10 protein-coding genes are annotated in these 17,417 nt (G+C 59.6%); all 10 read left to right on the top strand.

All coding sequences use genetic code 11. The features are described from left to right. Window positions 1-224 precede the first annotated feature (224 nt). The 10 genes from DQ405_RS11750 to DQ405_RS11795 all read left to right on the top strand — a co-directional run bounded on the left by DQ405_RS11750 (window position 225) and on the right by DQ405_RS11795 (window position 17,100). The gene (locus DQ405_RS11750; protein ID WP_168424395.1) at window positions 225-2,027 is read left to right on the top strand and encodes an acyl-CoA dehydrogenase; all 1,803 of its coding nucleotides are present in this window, start codon (window positions 225-227) and stop codon (window positions 2,025-2,027) included. 213 nt (window positions 2,028-2,240) lie between these two features. Further along, window positions 2,241-3,986, top strand: coding sequence for a potassium/proton antiporter (locus DQ405_RS11755; protein ID WP_168424396.1), 1,746 nt, complete (start codon window positions 2,241-2,243; stop codon window positions 3,984-3,986). A gap of 109 nt (window positions 3,987-4,095) precedes the next feature. Beyond that, window positions 4,096-7,395: a mechanosensitive channel MscK gene (gene mscK, locus DQ405_RS11760; protein WP_168424397.1), complete on the top strand. Its 3,300-nt coding sequence runs from the start codon at window positions 4,096-4,098 to the stop codon at window positions 7,393-7,395. A gap of 81 nt (window positions 7,396-7,476) precedes the next feature. Next, window positions 7,477-8,937: a protein adenylyltransferase SelO gene (gene selO / locus DQ405_RS11765; RefSeq protein WP_168424398.1), complete on the top strand. Its 1,461-nt coding sequence runs from the start codon at window positions 7,477-7,479 to the stop codon at window positions 8,935-8,937. A 280-nt stretch (window positions 8,938-9,217) separates the two neighbouring features. Beyond that, a complete protein-coding gene (locus DQ405_RS11770; protein WP_021206448.1) occupies window positions 9,218-9,736 on the top strand; it encodes an Hcp family type VI secretion system effector in 519 nt (172 codons plus the stop codon). Window positions 9,737-9,926: 190 nt separating this feature from the next. Beyond that, window positions 9,927-12,026, top strand: coding sequence for a type VI secretion system Vgr family protein (gene tssI, locus DQ405_RS11775; protein WP_168424399.1), 2,100 nt, complete (start codon window positions 9,927-9,929; stop codon window positions 12,024-12,026). Beyond that, a complete protein-coding gene (locus DQ405_RS11780; protein ID WP_168424400.1) occupies window positions 12,023-12,871 on the top strand; it encodes a DUF4123 domain-containing protein in 849 nt (282 codons plus the stop codon). The genes tssI and DQ405_RS11780 overlap by 4 nt, the downstream gene beginning before the upstream one ends. A 14-nt stretch (window positions 12,872-12,885) precedes the next feature. Beyond that, a complete protein-coding gene (locus DQ405_RS11785) occupies window positions 12,886-16,323 on the top strand; it encodes a T6SS effector BTH_I2691 family protein (protein WP_168424401.1) in 3,438 nt (1,145 codons plus the stop codon). Between the two features lie 7 nt (window positions 16,324-16,330). Continuing rightward, window positions 16,331-16,618 carry a hypothetical protein gene (locus DQ405_RS11790; protein ID WP_168424402.1) on the top strand — a complete coding sequence of 96 codons (288 nt, stop codon included), beginning with the start codon at window positions 16,331-16,333 and terminating at the stop codon, window positions 16,616-16,618. Then, window positions 16,615-17,100, top strand: coding sequence for a hypothetical protein (locus DQ405_RS11795; protein ID WP_168424403.1), 486 nt, complete (start codon window positions 16,615-16,617; stop codon window positions 17,098-17,100). The genes DQ405_RS11790 and DQ405_RS11795 overlap by 4 nt, the downstream gene beginning before the upstream one ends. Window positions 17,101-17,417: the final 317 nt, after the last annotated feature.

Below are 17,417 nucleotides of genomic sequence, written 5' to 3' on the forward strand. Positions count from 1 at the left end.
ACGGAACGGCCCAGAACCCGCCGCGCCGAGCGGTGCTGATCGATGCCGAGAGCGACCATGGACAACCGATCCAACTGCCGGCGGCATCCAACAGCCCACACTGGAACGGCATCTGGCAAGGGCCAGCAAGCACCGCTGTGTCCTTTCATCACTCGAATGTATGGTGCTAGGCAGCCGTCTTGGCGCCTCCTTAGACTCGGCCGCATAAAAACGGAGGAATTGTCATGTCCGAGACTCTGCTTTGCCCACGCAACCTGGCATTCGAACTCTATGAAGTGCTAGATGCCGAGGCCCTGACCCAGCGCGAGCGCTTCGCCGACCACAGCCGCGAGACCTTCAACGCCGCCGTGGACACCGCCCGCAGCATCGCTGAGAACCTCTTCGCTCCGCACAATCGCAAGGCCGACGAGAACGAGCCGATCTACCAGGACGGCGAAGCGGTGCTGATCCCGGAGGTAAAGCCGGCGGTCGATGCCTTCATCGAAGCCGGTTTCCACAACGCTTCGCGCAGCTTCGACGACGGTGGCATGCAGCTGCCCAACCTGCTCGCGCGGGCCTGCTTCGCACATTTCCAGGCGGCCAACGTCGGCACCTCGTCCTACGCCATGCTGACCATGGGCGCCTCGCACCTGATCGAGACCTTCGGTAGCGAAGAGCAGCAGCAGCGCTTCCTGCAGCCCATGATCGAAGGCCGCTTCTTCGGCACCATGGCATTGACCGAGCCCCATGCGGGTTCGTCGCTGTCGGACATCCGTACGCGCGCCGAACCGGCCGGCGACGGCAGCTATCGCCTCAAGGGCAACAAAATTTTCATTTCCGGCGGCGACCATCCGCTCTCGGAGAACATCGTGCACATGGTGCTGGCCAAGCTGCCGGACGCCCCGCCCGGGGTGAAGGGCATCAGCCTGTTCATCGTGCCCAAGTTCCTGGTCAACGATGACGGCTCGCTGGGCGAACGAAACGATGTGGTCCTGGCCGGGCTGTTCCACAAGATGGGCTGGCGCGGTACGACCTCGACCGCGCTGAACTTCGGTGACAACGGCAATTGCGTGGGCTATCTGGTGGGCGAGCCGCACAAGGGCCTGTCTTACATGTTCCAGATGATGAACGAGGCGCGTATCGGCGTCGGCATGGGCGCGATCATGCTCGGCTACGCCGGCTACCTGTACTCGCTGAACTATGCTCGCGAGCGTCCGCAGGGCCGCCTCCCGGATGGCAAGAACCCGGCCTCAGCGCAGGTGCCGATCATCCAGCACACCGACATCAAGCGCATGCTGCTGACCCAAAAGGCCTATGTCGAAGGCGCCTTCGATCTGGGGCTGTACGCCGCACGCCTGGTGGACGAGCAACATACCGCGCCGAACGAGGACGACCGCAAACACGCCCACGAGCTGTTGGACCTGCTCACGCCCATCGTCAAATCCTGGCCATCGGAGTTCTGCCTCAAGGCCAACGAACTGGCGATCCAGATTCTCGGCGGTCACGGTTATACCCGTGAGTACCCGGTCGAGCAGTACTACCGCGACAACCGACTGAATCCGATTCACGAAGGTACCCACGGCATCCAGTCGCTGGACCTGCTGGCCCGCAAGCTGAGCCAGAACGGCGGTGCCGGCCTGCGGCAGCTGGTTGGTCTGATCCAAAGCACCTGCAAGCGCGCCGGAGCGTTCAGCTCGCTGGACTCCCTGCGCCAACCGCTGGAGCAGTTGCTCGCGCGCCTGACCGAAGTGACGCAGGCGCTGCTCGGCGACCTGATGGCAGGCAAGGTCAACCAGACACTGGCCAACTCGGCGCTGTATCTGAAGGTCTTTGGTCACACCGTAATCGGCTGGCGCTGGCTGGAGCAGGCGATCCACGCCGAACAGGGTCTCGCGGACGGCAACCCGGCGGACACGGACTTCTACCGCGGCAAACTGCAGGCGGCGCGCTACTTCCTGACCTGGGAGGTGCCGAGCTGCCATCACGAGCTTGCCATCCTCGCCAGCCGCGATGACACCTGCCTGGCCATGCAGGACAGCTGGTTCTGACGAAGCAGCGCGCCCGGCCCGGCAACTAAGTCAGGACCGCAGGGCACCCTACGCACATTCTATTTCGTGCTCCGCCGACACCAGGCTTTGGTGTCGGCGGGGCACGTCCGTCGTTCCACCGGCTTTTTTTGACAGCTCGCTAAATCAGCAGGTTAGAATCGCTGGCATGCACCCTGCATGACATCATGCGAGACTGATCTACGGAGCGCGCGCTTGGATATCGGCAACATCAACTACCTGTTTTTTATCGGTGCCCTGTTGGTTGCGGCCAGTATCCTGATGAGCTCACTGTCGACTCGCCTCGGCGTGCCGATTCTGGTGATATTCCTCGCGGTGGGCATGCTCGCCGGCGTCGACGGCATCGGCGGTATCGTCTTTGATGACTATTCGCTGGCCTTTCTGATCAGCAACCTGGCGCTGGCAATCATTCTGCTCGATGGTGGCATGCGCACCCGCGCCGCCACCTTCCGTGTCGCGCTCTGGCCGGCCTTTTCGCTGGCCACTGCTGGCGTAGTGGTGACCTCCGGCCTGACCGGTCTGGCCGCGGCCTGGCTGTTCCAGTTGCCGTTGATGCAAGGCCTGCTCATCGGCGCCATCGTCGGCTCGACGGACGCTGCGGTCGTGTTCAATCTACTCAACGGGCGCGGACTCAACGAACGGGTCGGCTCGACGCTGGAGATTGAGTCAGGCAGCAACGATCCCATGGCAATGTTCCTCACCGTCGCGCTGATCGACATGCTGGCCTCTGGCGAGACCGGCTTCGGCTGGGGTTTCTTTCTCAATCTGCTGCAGCAGTTCGGTATCGGCACCCTGCTGGGCCTGTTCGGCGGCTGGTTGCTGTTGCACCTGATCAACCGTCTCTCGGTCGCCGACGGCCTTTACCCGCTGCTGGCCGTGGCCGGTGGCATCATGATCTACGCGCTGTCCGGCGCCATCGGCGGCAGCGGCATTCTCGCGGTCTACGTCTGCGGTCTGCTCCTGGGCAACCGGCCCATTCGCAATCGCCACGGTATTCTGCACATGTTCGACGGCCTGGCCTGGCTCAGCCAGATCGGCATGTTCCTGGTACTCGGGCTGCTGCTTACGCCCAGCGAGTTATTGCCGATTGCCCTACCGGCGCTGGCGCTGTCGTTGTGGATGATCCTTTTTGCCCGGCCGCTGGCGGTATTCATTGGCCTGGCGCCGTTTCGCAGCTTCCATTTGCGCGAACGACTCTTCATATCCTGGATCGGTCTGCGCGGCGCGGTACCGGTGATCCTCGCGGTGTTTCCGTTGATGGCCGGTTTGGAGAACGCCCAGCTGTTCTTCAACGTAGCGTTCTTCATCGTGCTGGTCTCGCTGCTGCTGCAGGGGACGACACTGACCTGGGCCGCCAAGAAAGCCAAGGTCGAAGTGCCGCCATCGCCGTTGCCGATCTCCCGCACCGGCTTACAGATCCACACCACCAGCCAGTGGGAGATGTTCATCTACCGGCTGACCGCGAAGAAATGGTGCATTGGCGCTGCGCTGCGCGAATTGAAAATGCCGACCGGCACCCGCATCGCCGCGCTGTTCCGCGGTAAGGCCTTGCTTCACCCCTCCGGTAGCACGCGTCTGCAAGTCGACGACATTCTCTGCGTGATCGGCCACGAGGAGGATCTGCCAGCGCTCGGCAAGCTGTTCAGCGAGGCGCCACAGCGCGGGCGCGACATGCGTTTCTTCGGTGATTTCATTCTGGAGAGCGAGGCGCAGATGAGCGCTCTCGCGGCTCTCTACGGACTGAAACTGGGCGATGTGAACGGCGACCAGCAGATCGGTCAATTCATGGCCGAACGCGTCGGCGGCAAGCCGGTCGTCGGTGATCAGGTCGAGTGGAACGGCCTGACGTGGACCATCGCGGCGATGGAGCACGGGGAAGTACGCAAGGTCGGCCTGAAGTTTCCGGAAGGCAATCCGCCGGGCCCGAGTTTGCACTTCTGAGACGTGCCTCGCCGCATATAACGCGGGCTGAGGCGTTCCGATCTATGGACTCGCCTCGGCCATCCGCAGCCCTTAGACTCCGCACTCATTTCGTATTCCGATAGCACCCATGGCCCTCTTCCGAACCCTGCTGCTGGCGACTCTGTTCGTCATCGCCCCGTCTTCCGCCCTTGTTCAAGCCGCACCCACGGTGCCTGGCCTGCCTGGCAGCCAGGCTGGCGAAGCAGAAGCGCCGAAAGACGCGCAGCCCAGCGTTGATGAAAGCGCCCAGCGCCTCGCGGACCAAACCGAGACGGCCCAGCGGCGCCTGGACGAACTCAAGGCCGAGCTCGCCGGGGCAACCAAGGAAATCGCCGAATCGCAGCGGGAACTGACCAAGCTCAAAGGCAGCGACACCAGCGATCTACCCGCGAAACTGGCCAAGCTGACGGTTCCCGCGCTCGAACAACGGTTGGCCGAGCGCATCGAACAGCTGTCGGCTTGGCAAACGGCCCTGACAGCAGCCAACAGCATGATCATCAGCGCCCAGACGCGCCCTGAACGTGCGCAGGCGGACATCAGCAAGCACCAGACTCGCATCGACGAGATCAATAGCCTGCTCAAGGCAGGACGCGAAGGCGGCAAACCACTGAGTGACGAGCGCCGCGCACTGCTCGGTGCCGAGAGGGCCGCGCTCAAGGCGCAAATCGAGCTGCGCCGCAACGAGCTGGCCGGCAACAGCCTGCTACAAGACCTTGGCGTCGCCCGGCGCGATCTGCTGTCCGAGCGCATCGCACGCGCCGAGCAGGAAACCATGGCGCTGCAGACGGCGATCAACAACAAACGCCGCGAGGAGTCCGAGCAGACCGTCGCAGAGTTCTCGCTAAAAGCCGAGAAAGCCGGCTCCGACAAGCTGTTGCCCGCTGAAAGCGCCGAGAACCGCAAGCTCTCAAATTACTTGCTACGGGCTACCGAACGCCTCAACGACCTGACCCAGGAAAATCTGCAAACGCGCCAGCAGCTGGACACGTTGAACCAAGCCGACCAAGCGTTGGAAGAACAAATTGCCGTACTCGAGGGCAGCCTGCTGCTATCGAAGGTTCTCTACCAGCAGAAGCAGGCGTTGCCGCAGCTAAGCCTGGACAAGAATCTGGCCGATGAGATCGCCGACATTCGCCTGTACCAGTTCGAGCTGAACCAGCGTCGGGAGCTCAGCGGCAACGTTGAAGACTACGTCGATCAGCAGCTCGCCAAGCTTCCGCCGAACGAAGTCACGCCGGAGCTGCGCAGTGCATTGCTGGAGCTGATACGCACCCGCAGCGAGCTGCTCGACCGGCTGAACCACGAGCTCAACGCACTGCTTAGCGAATCGATCACTCTGCAGCTGAATCAACGCCAGCTTCAGACCAAAGCTCAGGCACTGCGCGAAACGCTGGACGAGCAGATGTTCTGGATCCCGAGCAACAAGCCGCTGGACCTGGACTGGTTCAAGAGCGTGCCGACGCTGCTGGATCGCCAGTTGCGTGCGATGCCCTGGGGCTCCGTGTTCGAGGCGCTCGGCGCCGGACTGCTGGAACGACCGCTGTTCTTCGTACCGCTACTGCTGGTGATCGGTTTACTGCTCTGGCGCCGCAACGCCATCAACGCCAAGCTCGATTTGCTCAGCGCCGACATCGGCCATTTCCGCCACGACAGCCAATTGCACACGCCGCTGGCGCTGCTGCTGAATCTCTTGCTGGCACTCCCCGGCGCGCTGTTCCTGGCACTTTGTGGCTACCTCCTGCAGATGGACGGGCGAGGACAAAACGTCAGCCTCGGTGCCGCCTTCTACCAGATGGCGCAGGCCTGGCTGGTGTTCTACAGCGCCTATCGGATGCTCTCGCCGAATCGAGTGGCCGAGACTCATTTTGGCTGGTTCCGCCCCCAGGTGGTCTTCCTGCGCAACGAGATTCGTCGCCTGGGGCTGGTCGTCATAGCCCTCGTAGCGGTCGTGGCCATTGCAGAACATCAACCAGGCAGCTTGGTCGACGATGTGATCGGCATTGCCGTGGTGCTGACCTGCTTCGCGCTGATGAGCTGGCGCCTGACGCGCCTGCTGCTCAAAGGCCCATCAAGCCAGAACGCCCCGCCAGTGCGGCGCATCATCGGTCTGTTGTTCAGCATGCTGCCACTGGCGCTGATCGTGGTCGTGGGGCTTGGTTATTACTACACCGCCCTTAAACTGACCGGCCGATTGATCGATACGCTGTATCTCTTGCTAGCCTGGGTCGTCATCGAGGCCGCGCTGATCAGAGGCCTGACCGTGGCTGCGCGACGCCTGGCATACAAGCGGGCCATCGCCAAGCGAGAAGCCGGTTCCGATGATGCCGGTGCAGCCAACGAAGGTGCGGCCGAGCCAGGTCTTGCCATCGAACAGGTCAATGAACAATCCCTGCGCCTGACCAGGCTGGCCATGTTCGGCCTGTTCTTCGTTGTGCTCTATTGGGTCTGGGCTGACCTGATCAGTGTGGTGTCGTACCTCGATAACGTCACCCTGTACGAATTCACCAGCGGCAGCGGTGAGACCGCCAGCACGTCTGCCATCACCCTGAACAACCTGCTCGGTGCACTGGCCACGGTCGTCATAACTTTCGCGCTCGCACGCAACCTGCCGGGCCTCCTCGAGGTACTTGTACTGTCCCGGATGCGCCTGGCTCAGGGCAGCGCTTATGCGACGGGTACCTTGCTCTCGTACACACTGGTTGGCATCGGCATTGTCACGACGTTATCGACCCTTGGCGTGAGCTGGGACAAGCTGCAATGGCTGGTCGCTGCGTTGTCGGTGGGCTTAGGCTTCGGCCTGCAGGAGATCTTCGCCAACTTCGTATCGGGATTGATCATTCTGTTCGAGAAACCGGTACGCATCGGCGACGTGGTAACCATTGGCAATCTGTCTGGAACAGTCAGCCGCATTCGCATTCGGGCGACGACCATTACCGATTTCGACAACAAGGAGATCATCGTCCCGAACAAGACGTTCGTGACCGACCAGCTCGTCAACTGGTCGCTCAATGACACCATCACCCGGGTCACGATTCGCATCGGCGTGCAGTTCGGCTCCGAGCTGGAAGAAGTGCGAAATCTCCTTTTCCAGGCAGCCCGGGAGAACCCCCGCGTGCTCAAGGAGCCTGAACCGCAGGTCTTCTTCCTCAACTTCGGCGAGAGCCGGTTGGAGCACGAGCTTCGCCTGCATGTGCGGGATCTTGGTGACCGCAATCCGGTTATCGATGAGATAAACCGACGTATCGATCAGGAGTTCCGCGTTCGCGGGATCGTCATCGCATTCCGTCAGCTGGACGTGCACCTGAAAAATGCGCCGCCGGGCCTGGAAATACCGCGGGCCGATCACAACGAAACGCCTCTTGGTGCGCCTGCCAACGGTCAGAGTTGAGGAACGCCCCGACAGGCAAGACCTCCAATTCAACGTGCCCTCGCCTGCGAGCGCTACATTTCAGGACCGCCCGGAGCCCCCGTGAAGACTCTCACCGAGCTGAATTTCGACAACCGCTTCGCCCGACTGGGCGACGTGTTCTCCACCGAAGTGACGCCGCAGCCGCTGGAGGCACCGCGCCTGGTGATCGCCAGCGAAGCGGCCATGGCGCTGCTCGGTCTCGATCCGGCAGTGGCTGACGATCCGTTGTTCGCCGAGCTGTTTTCCGGTCACAAACTCTGGAGCACCGCCGAACCGCGGGCGATGGTCTACTCCGGTCACCAGTTCGGCAGCTACAACCCGCGCCTGGGCGACGGTCGTGGCCTGCTGCTCGGAGAGGTGGTCAACGAGGCGGGCGAGCACTGGGATCTACACCTCAAGGGCGCGGGCAAGACACCGTACTCCCGCATGGGTGACGGCCGTGCCGTGCTGCGCTCCTCGATTCGTGAATTCCTCGCCAGCGAGCACCTACATGCGCTGGGCATTCCCAGCTCACGCGCGCTCTGTGTGACCGGCTCGGATACGCCGGTCTATCGCGAACGCCAGGAGCGTGGCGCCATGCTGCTGCGCCTGGCGCAAAGCCACGTGCGCTTCGGCAATTTCGAGTACTTTTACTACACCAAGCAACACGATGAACTGAAGCAGCTACTCGATCACGTCGTCGAATCCCACTTCGCCGACTGCCTCGAGCACCCCGAGCCTTACCACTCGTTCTTCCGCCAAGTGCTGGAGCGCACCGCCGAGCTGATCGCTTACTGGCAGGCCTATGGCTTCTGCCACGGCGTGATGAACACCGACAACATGTCGATCCTCGGCATCACCTTCGATTTCGGCCCTTACGCCTTCCTCGATGACTTCGATGCGCGCTTCATCTGTAACCATTCCGACGATGCGGGGCGCTACTCCTACGAAAACCAGGTGCCCATCGCGCACTGGAACCTGGCCGCCCTGGCCCAGGCCCTGACGCCCTTCGTCGCGGTGGAGCAGTTGCGCGAGACGATGAACCTGTTCCTGCCGATCTACGAAGCTGCCTGGCTCGACCTGATGCGCCGGCGTCTGGGCTTCCGGACCGCCGAGGAAGAGGACAAAACGCTGGTGCAGCGTCTGCTGCAGCTGATGCAGGACAGCGCTATCGACTACACGAACTTCTTCCGCGAACTTGGCGATCACGCACCCGAGCAGGCCCTGGCTCGGCTACGTGAGGATTTCATCGACATCAAGGCGTTCGACGACTGGGCCGCGGGCTACCTCCAGCGCACTCAACGTGAAGGGGACGACCAGACCGTGCGGCAAGCGCGCATGCAGGCGATCAATCCCAAGTACATCCTGCGCAACTACCTTGCCCAGCAGGCGATCGAAGCCGCAGAGGCCGGTGATTACGGTCCGGTACGCGAGCTGCACGCTGTGCTCAGTCATCCATTCGACGACCAACCGGGCATGGAGCGCTACGCTGAACGCCCGCCGGAATGGGGCAAACATCTGGAAATCAGCTGCTCGTCCTAACGTGACCTTTGCGCAAGATGCTGCGCAGCGCTCCGCCTGGCGGAGCGGTTTCCCCAGCCGCACGGCGCGTGGCCACTGGACTTATGCGGATATGTGCCAAATCCTGCACAGGTGCCGGCAGGATGTTGCTCAACTAAATGTGCGTCTTCCCGCAGCGCTCATCCTGCCCTTCTTGCCGTCTGCTACAAGGTATTGATTTTAAAAGGATTTGAACTTTCTGGCACGCACCTTGTAGTGACTCGTCTGCCATTCCGGCATTCACAAGGCAAGGAGAGCGTTCATGCCAACACCCGCGTATCTGTCCCTCGAAGGCACCAAGCAAGGCCTGATCACCGCAGGCACGTTTACCGAGGACTCGGTCGGCAATATTTTCCAGGAAGGACACGAAGACCAAATCCTGGTGCAGGCGTTCCAGCACCAGGTCATCATCCCGCGCGACCCTCAGTCCGGCCAACCCACCGGCCAGCGCGTGCACAAGCCGCTGATGATCACCAAGGTGTTCGATAAATCGTCGCCGCTGATCTTCAACGCCCTAACCTCCGGTGAGCGCCTGAACAAGTGCCGCCTGGAGTGGTACCGCACCTCGTCCACCGGCACCCAGGAGCATTACTTCACCATCGAGCTGGAAGACGCTGTGATCGTCGACGTGCAGTCGCGCATGCCCAACTGCCAGGACCCGAACATGTCCCACTTCACCCATCTGGAAGACGTGTACTTCACCTACCGCAAGATCGTCTGGACCCACGAAGTCTCCGGTACTTCCGGCTCCGACGACTGGCGCACCCCGATCGCCAGCTAAAGCGATCACCGCATCAATGACTTTGGCCGGGCACGTCCCGGCTGAAGCTTTTTTGCGAAGCAGTAATAGAAATTGAAACCGCGGCGAAACAATGCGCGACCCAGCGCACCGCAACGCCGTCGATGCGTGGTACATCAAGCCCCCGCATGCGCCCTGGCGCACACCATGGACGGATCCAGGAGGAACAAGGATGTTCGCCCCCGCCAATCAAAAGCACTTTTCCCTGCACATCGAAGGCATCGAGCATGACTTTCAAGTGCTCGAATTCAGCGGTAAAGAAGCCATCAGCCAGCCCTACCGCTTCGAACTGGAGCTGGTCAGCGAGCGTCCGGATCTGGATTTCGAAAGCCTGCTTCAGCAGTCCGCGTTCCTGACATTCGCCAGGGATGGTGGCGGCATCCACGGCCAGGTCTATCGCGCCGCCCAAGGCGAGTCCGGCGAACGCCTGACGCGCTACCAGCTGATCATTGTCCCGAGGCTTGCCTATCTGGCGCACCGGACCAACCAGCGCATCTTCCAGCACCTCTCGGTGCCGCAGATCATTGCCCAGGTCCTGGAGGAGCACGGCATTCTCGCCGGCGACAGTCATCGTTTCGACCTCGGTCCGGTGATCTACCCCGAGCGAGACTATTGCGTTCAATACGACGAAACCGATCTGCACTTCATCCAGCGCCTCTGCGAGGAAGAAGGCATTCACTACCATTTCCGGCACAGCGAATCCGGTCATATGCTGGTCTTTGGCGATGACCAGACGGTATTCCCCACCCTTGCGCCGGTCGCGTATCAGCAGGACAGCGGCCTGGTCGCCGACGAGCCGGCAATCAAGCGCTTCGGGGTGCGCATCGAAACCCGTACCGGCCGCGTCACCCGCCGTGATTACGATTTCGAAAAGCCACGCCTGACGATGGAGGCGGCGGTTCAGAGCGGCACTCAGCCCGACCTCGAGGACTACGACTACCCAGGGCGTTTCGTCGATCGCGAGCGTGGCAAACACCTGTCCCGCCGCGCCTTGGAACGCCACCGCCACGATTTCGAACTGGCCGTGGGCGATAGCGATCAGCCGAAGCTGGTCAGCGGCCACTTCCTCTCACTCAGCGATCATCCGCGCGGCGACTGGAATCAGCTATGGCTGCTCACCGAAATTCATCACGAAGGCAAACAACCGCAGGTACTGGAGGAGTCGGTCACCAGCGCGTCCAGCCTGCACGTTCCGACCCACCCTCCCCTCCGGGACGAAGGCTGCGGTGAAGGGGCTCTTGCCAGCCCCGATTTCCACCAAGGCTACCGCAACCACTTCACCGCCACGCCCTGGGCCGTCCCATTCCGTCCCGCGCTCGACCACCCCAAGCCACGCATCCTTGGCAGCCAGAGTGCGGTTGTCACCGGGCCAGCCGGTGAAGAGATTCACTGCGACGAATACGGTCGAGTAAGGGTGCAATTCTTCTGGGACCGCCACGGCCAAGCCGACGACAAAACCAGCTGCTGGCTGCGCGTTTCATCGAGCTGGGCCGGCGACCGCTACGGTGGCATCGCCATTCCCCGCGTCGGCATGGAAGTACTGATCACCTTCCTCGAGGGCGATCCCGACCAGCCACTGATCACCGGCTGTCTCTACCACAAGGAAAACGCCGTCCCCTACGACCTGCCGGCCAACAAGACCCGCAGCGTCTTCAAGACCCTGAGCACGCCCGGCGGGGGTGGCTACAACGAACTTCGCATCGAAGACCGCAAGGACGCCGAGCAGATCTACATCCACGCCCAACGCGACTGGGACGAGAACATCGAGCACGACCAGACGATCCGCATCGGCCACGAACGCCATGACACCGTCGAGGCCAACAGCTACAGCGAATTCCGCGCCGAAGAACACCGCACCACCCACGGCGACCGCCGCAGCGAAGTCAAAGCAGACGACCACCTGACCATCGGCAACAACCAACACGTGAAGATCGGCACCGGCCAATTCGTAGAGGCCGGCCAGGAAATCCACCTCTCCAGCGGCTTGAAAGTCGTCCTCGAAGCGGGCAGCGAACTGACCTTCAAAGCCGCCGGCAGCTTTATCAAGCTCGATACGAGCGGCATCACCATGGTCGGGCCGGTGATCAGGATGAACTCTGGCGGCAGTCCGGGTAAGGGGTCGGGGGCTGCGCCGGTCCAGCCGGGCGCGGTGGAATCGGCGGATGCGGATAAGGCAGGCGAGCTCCTAGTGCCTGCGCAGCGCCAAGCTTTATTACGAGCCTCTCCACGCTGTGAGATCTGCGAGCGAGCCAACCAGGAGGCCGGGGCATGAGCCGAGACTTCTTGCTCGTAGATGGTGTGCTCCGCCAGGACGCTCTGCAATGGTTTTATGCAGCAGGCGAGCATATCGAGGTCATCCCACTTTACAACGGCACCCGCTGGGACGGCGTCAAAGAAATCGGCCCAATTCTGGTAGGGCTAGATACGCATTCATCATTGCTCGATGAATGGCAACACAACCCTCTTCTTCAGCGTCAGGCCAGCAGGCTACAGAGTTCAGCACCGCTGAACGATGTCGCCGATCACCTGAGCCAGTACATCACCGTCACGGACGACTTTGGTAGCTACAGCCTCTTCCGTTTCGCTGACCCACTGGTGACCTCTTACTGGTTGAACAGCTATCCCTCGTCCGCTTATCAAAGTCTGTTGGGCCCCATCGGTGAATGGCTCGTTCCACTATCCCCTCCAAGGTGGGCGCCCTCGGTAGCAGTCGAATGGCACTCCTATCGTCCGCAACCACACAGTCCGACATTAGAGGGCAAACTCAACCACCTCGCCGATGACCAGGTTCAGGCCCTAGAACAGGCTTATCGGCGAAGCTTCAAGGAACGCCTCTACGACTGGTTGAACGAAGACTATCCACAAACCTTATCAAGCCTTGCCGAACAAGAGCGAGATCTATGGTTGGAACAGCGTCTGCTAGATGCCGAAGCCTGGGGGCTGGTCAATGAACAGAGTATTGCGATCTGGGTCGAGCGCTGCGCCTGCTGGGGAGACGACTTCGCCACACGCCTCGATAGCCCCTACCAAGCTTGGCTAGCCAAGGTGCCAGACGCCCAGGAACTGCCTCCAGAGCGACGTATTCAAGCTCTGGATGAAGATTGCCTTACCGGCTAAAGGAACGGATTTCCATGAGCACGACAACTTCCGACAAAATGCTGCAACAAGCCAAACGCAATCAGGCCTTCGAGGACAAGCCCGCCAATGCGAACGGCCAGTGCCCGTTGAAAGCGGGTGAAATTGCGATCCATCCCGTTCGCTATGCGATAGATGAGTCACCGGCACGCGGCAGTGCCCAAGGTCCAAACCCGCTGCCAAAAGGCTGGTCCAGCAGCAACCTGCCGAAGCTCAAGACGCGTAGTTATACCCTGCGTCAGCTCCGTGACGGCTGGCTTTATGTGTGGAATGAAACTGATCGCACCCTTCACGAATATCAGGTGAATGGCCACCAATTCACCCGCCATCAATGGGGTAGCGCACAGCTGGGCAAGGATGAGCGAAACAACCCCGGTGACAGCCAACCTTATCTGCTTTACCCAAAGCGCAGCCGCCTACTCATTGCCTACGCCCCCGTGCAGTGGACCTGGCGCCTGTGCGAAAAAATGCGCAGCAACCCGCAGGAGCAAAAGCGCTGGATGCGCGTGCTTAACCTGCCGCAATACTGCACCCAGATGCAGGCAGCACATGCCGCTCCTATCCGCGAAATAGGCAGCGCGGTCGCCGATATCCTGGCAGGAGGAGAAGCCCCGACCTTCAAGAGCTGCCTGGTGGCGGCGAACAAAGATGATTCGTCCCGCCCCTGCAAAAAGCCGATCGACCAGGCTCTCATACTCGGCAGCGTACCCGATCAGGACAGTGCCCTCTTCGTTGCTCTGGACGATCCCATGGCCATCGTCGATGACCTGGCCATGAATCTGCAGGGCCGCTGGCTGGAACTGGCAGCAGCAGACAAACAGCACGCCAACAAGATCAATAGCGCTACGCTCATTCAGGGGCTTTGCGGCGTCAAACTAGACCCCTTCATGCCCAAATCGGTATCGACTAACCCAAGCCGCAAGCAAGCTTTCATCAAAGACGCTCACAGCCTGCTCGATAGCGAAGCGCAGCTACTCAATCACAGCGGCAGTGACGCGACCCTGACACTCAAATCGCTGCAAGTGCAGCGGGTTCAACAGCAATTTCGCACGAATTGGGGTAACCCACCGTCGGGGCCTAAATGGCGCGCACTGGTAGAAGAATGGCAGCAGAAAAAGATCTGGCGCGAGGACGTTCGCTTCGATGAGGCCTGGAGTTATCTGCAAGAGCGCGCCGATGAAATGGAGCGCCTCAATACCCACATCCAACGCAGCGAAAGCGACCTGCTCGCCTGGCTGAAAAGCTTTAGTCCGAAAGCGGAAGAGGTTTTCTATGACCCCTGCCACCCGCAGCAATCGACCGATCTGCTGGACACCATGGCCAACCTTTACGAGCAATTGGGCGCGAGCGACACGGGCAAGCAATGGCTCTGCGAGCAGTACGGCAAACCCACTACGCTGGCAGGCCTGGCGCTGTTCAATTTCAGCGCCGAGCTTTCCGCGCTGATCGACAAGATCTCCACCAACTTCACCACCTACGGCACCATCGACAATCAGGGGCGGCAGGGCGACGGCAGCGGCCAGGCTCACGGCGGACTCTCCGACATCACTAGCGAAGTCAGCCGTGCCAACGAGGTGAAATCGGTACTTGACCTGCCGAGCGTACAAGCTAGCAACCTGTACAAGAGCCTTTCCGAACCCGGCAAGCGTGCCTTCGAGACCTTGCGCAACGTAGTGGGGCAAAAAGCCAAGGACAGCTGGAACCTGATGGCCTTTGTTCTGTTGCCTGCCTTGAGCACGAAATTTGCGCCCAAGGTTCGAATCTTTGCCTTCAGCGTCACCCAAGTCTTGGTCTCTACGGAAATCTCCACGCAGACGCGTTTGATTCTGGATCCCGAGTTCGCGAAGAAGAACCGTCAATGGCAGATGCAGGTTGCCCAGCTCGAAAAGAACATCAAGGGCCTGCAACGCACTCTTTCTCTACCCGGTAAAGGCCCCGACAAACGCTCGGCGCGCATACAGTTGCTCGGGCTGGAACAAAAGCGCGAGACGCTGAACCTGCAACGGCCTAATGAGGTAATCGGTAGCGTCGTCACCGAAACCAGGATCACCAAGGTACAAACCCGCCAAGTAAACATGTGGCTTGCGACACTGGGCCAGTCAGAGCTGCTCGATCAGTTGCAGCTCAAAGCAAGAAGTTCGGCAGGCTATGCAGCCCGCAGCCGTCAGTGGATAAACCAAGAGCTCGGCGGCAGTTTGCCCGTGCTGGTCGCAGGGCTGAATATCTGGAACTTCATCAATAGCCTGGACAAGGCACGCAATGACGGCATTTTCCGTGAGGATGAGCTGCGCACGGTCGGCGCCAATGCCGCCTATACCGCCAACGCACTGATGGCGCTCTGGACGGTGCCGGCGTGGAACAAGTGGGCCAAGCTTGAAAAAACAATTGGCCGGAATACCACTCAACTTGCAAAAGCAGGTGTGAGGGCTTGGCTTAAAACGGGCGAAGTTGAAGCCTCATTGCTGGCTCGGCAGTTGGTTTTACGCACCATGGGCATGGCTGCATTCGGCGCCATCGCTGCGGGAGTAGAGGCCTGGCAGGTTTACAAAGATATCGCCAAAACGACCAGCAAAACCGAGAGTTTAGCTTTAAGCGTGAAATTCTACACATTGACTGCAATGGCAGGGCTGGCAGGAGCACAATTAATAGGCAGCGCCTTGGGCTTCTGGTTCGGTTTTGCCTGGGTCATGTCCAACCCGGTGACCATCATCATCGCGTTACTTGGCGTGATCTACCTGATCGCCAGCATGGTTGCCAACCAATACAAGCGCGAGGGTCTACGGCTCTGGTTGTATCGCAGCAGTTGGGGAAAATCTCCCACCTGGACGCACAGTGACGAGCATCATAAGGAGGAACTGCGCACCCTGAAAGAAATCTGCCTGCGCCCCAGCCTGGCGGCTCGCGCCTCCACCTTGACTTACTACGGGCGTGGCCCACGCATCTATACCGGTTTCTGGCTACAACTCCTGCTACCGTCCGAACTGGCGGGAACAAGCGTAAAACTGCAACCGGCCATGGTCGACAGCGGCTGGTTTTCCGATAGCCTGATGCAAGGCATGGCAGACAAGTTCTACGACCAGCTCCTCGAAGGCCACTGGGCGCCCATCGACCAATTTGGTCAACCACCTGCGCAGCGCCCCAATGGGCCACTGCCTGGTGACACCCTCTACCCCGAGGGCACACAACACCGCCTCTGGCAAACCTGGATCGCCTACCAGCGTCCCCCCGCGCTGGAGCTGGAAGTTCGCTACCCGGAGCAGATTCTGGAACGCGCCAACGGCCAGGGCTATATGTTCCGCGTGGATATAGGCATCTCGTCTTCCGAGGCGGACCTGAAAAGCGATGCTTTCAGCAAGGAACCTGTTGCCGATATGGTGCTCTCTTCACAAAGTACCCGCTTGCTACCCTTGCACGTGCCACATACGAGTAAATGATTTATTTATGATCAATGCATTCACCAGATGCCTACATGCTCTTAACTGGAATAAGCGCATTGAGCTTCCACGCCGCCACCAATGGAAAAACGCCAACAAACCTGCCTTATTGGAGTGGAGTGTAGAAGCAAGGCCCTACAATACAAAAGTCGCAAATATTATGTTTTTCTCTCTCTTAACAATTATAACTCTAGTATTTATTGGCATCGCCTACAACATTGCCGCTCAGTCATTACTTGAGAAATTCATGGGAGTTCCATTTTACCTATTGACAATGGGGGGATATACACCATGACACATCAGAAAACAAAATTTTCTTATCGCCTAACTGAGGAGTGCATAGAGACCTGCGAATGGAAATCCCCCAGCAAGCGCTGGATGATCGTCTTGAAATGGCTGACGGCTATCTCCGCTATCGCCGTTCTATTCGTTGTCGCACTTGCCCCATCGGCCTTTTGGATAGCACTCGCCGGGCCTGGCGGCATGGGCTTGCTTTATCTAGGCCTGGCTAACTCAAAGCAATTCCAAGAAATGCACGGTCTCTACAGACACAATGTATTTACCTGGGACGAAATAAAGCACATTTACATAGACAAATCACGTCACCTAATCAGCTTGGAATATGAGTGGCTCAACGAGAATCTCAACAAGACACTGCCGTGGTGGACATATATTTTCTGTCACGAAAAAGATTTTGAAACCACTGCTGAAATCATACTTTCAAAAAACACAGACACCCCACACACACGTAAAAAAATAGAGGTCTTACAGTTTTAAAAAATCAATAGAAATCCAATACCGATATGGCGCTATTTTCACAAAACACCTGGCTGTTCCCTTTGTAGGTGCCACATACGAGTGAATGATTGCTTATGAGTAGTACCTTGAACAAACTTATCCAGACTCTTCCCTGGAAGCAGCCCATAGAACTTCCAGACGACCATCGGTGGAAACATGCTAATCAACATGCGTTGCTAGGGATGGTCTGAAGTAGTCAGGTATTTCTGGCTGACTCCAGCCCTTGCCGATTTCAAAACGGTGATTCGGCTAAAAAACGATCAAATCATCCCCTCTTTCCGGATTTATAGCCGGCG

The sequence above is a fragment of the Pseudomonas sp. SST3 genome (genome assembly GCF_003325755.1).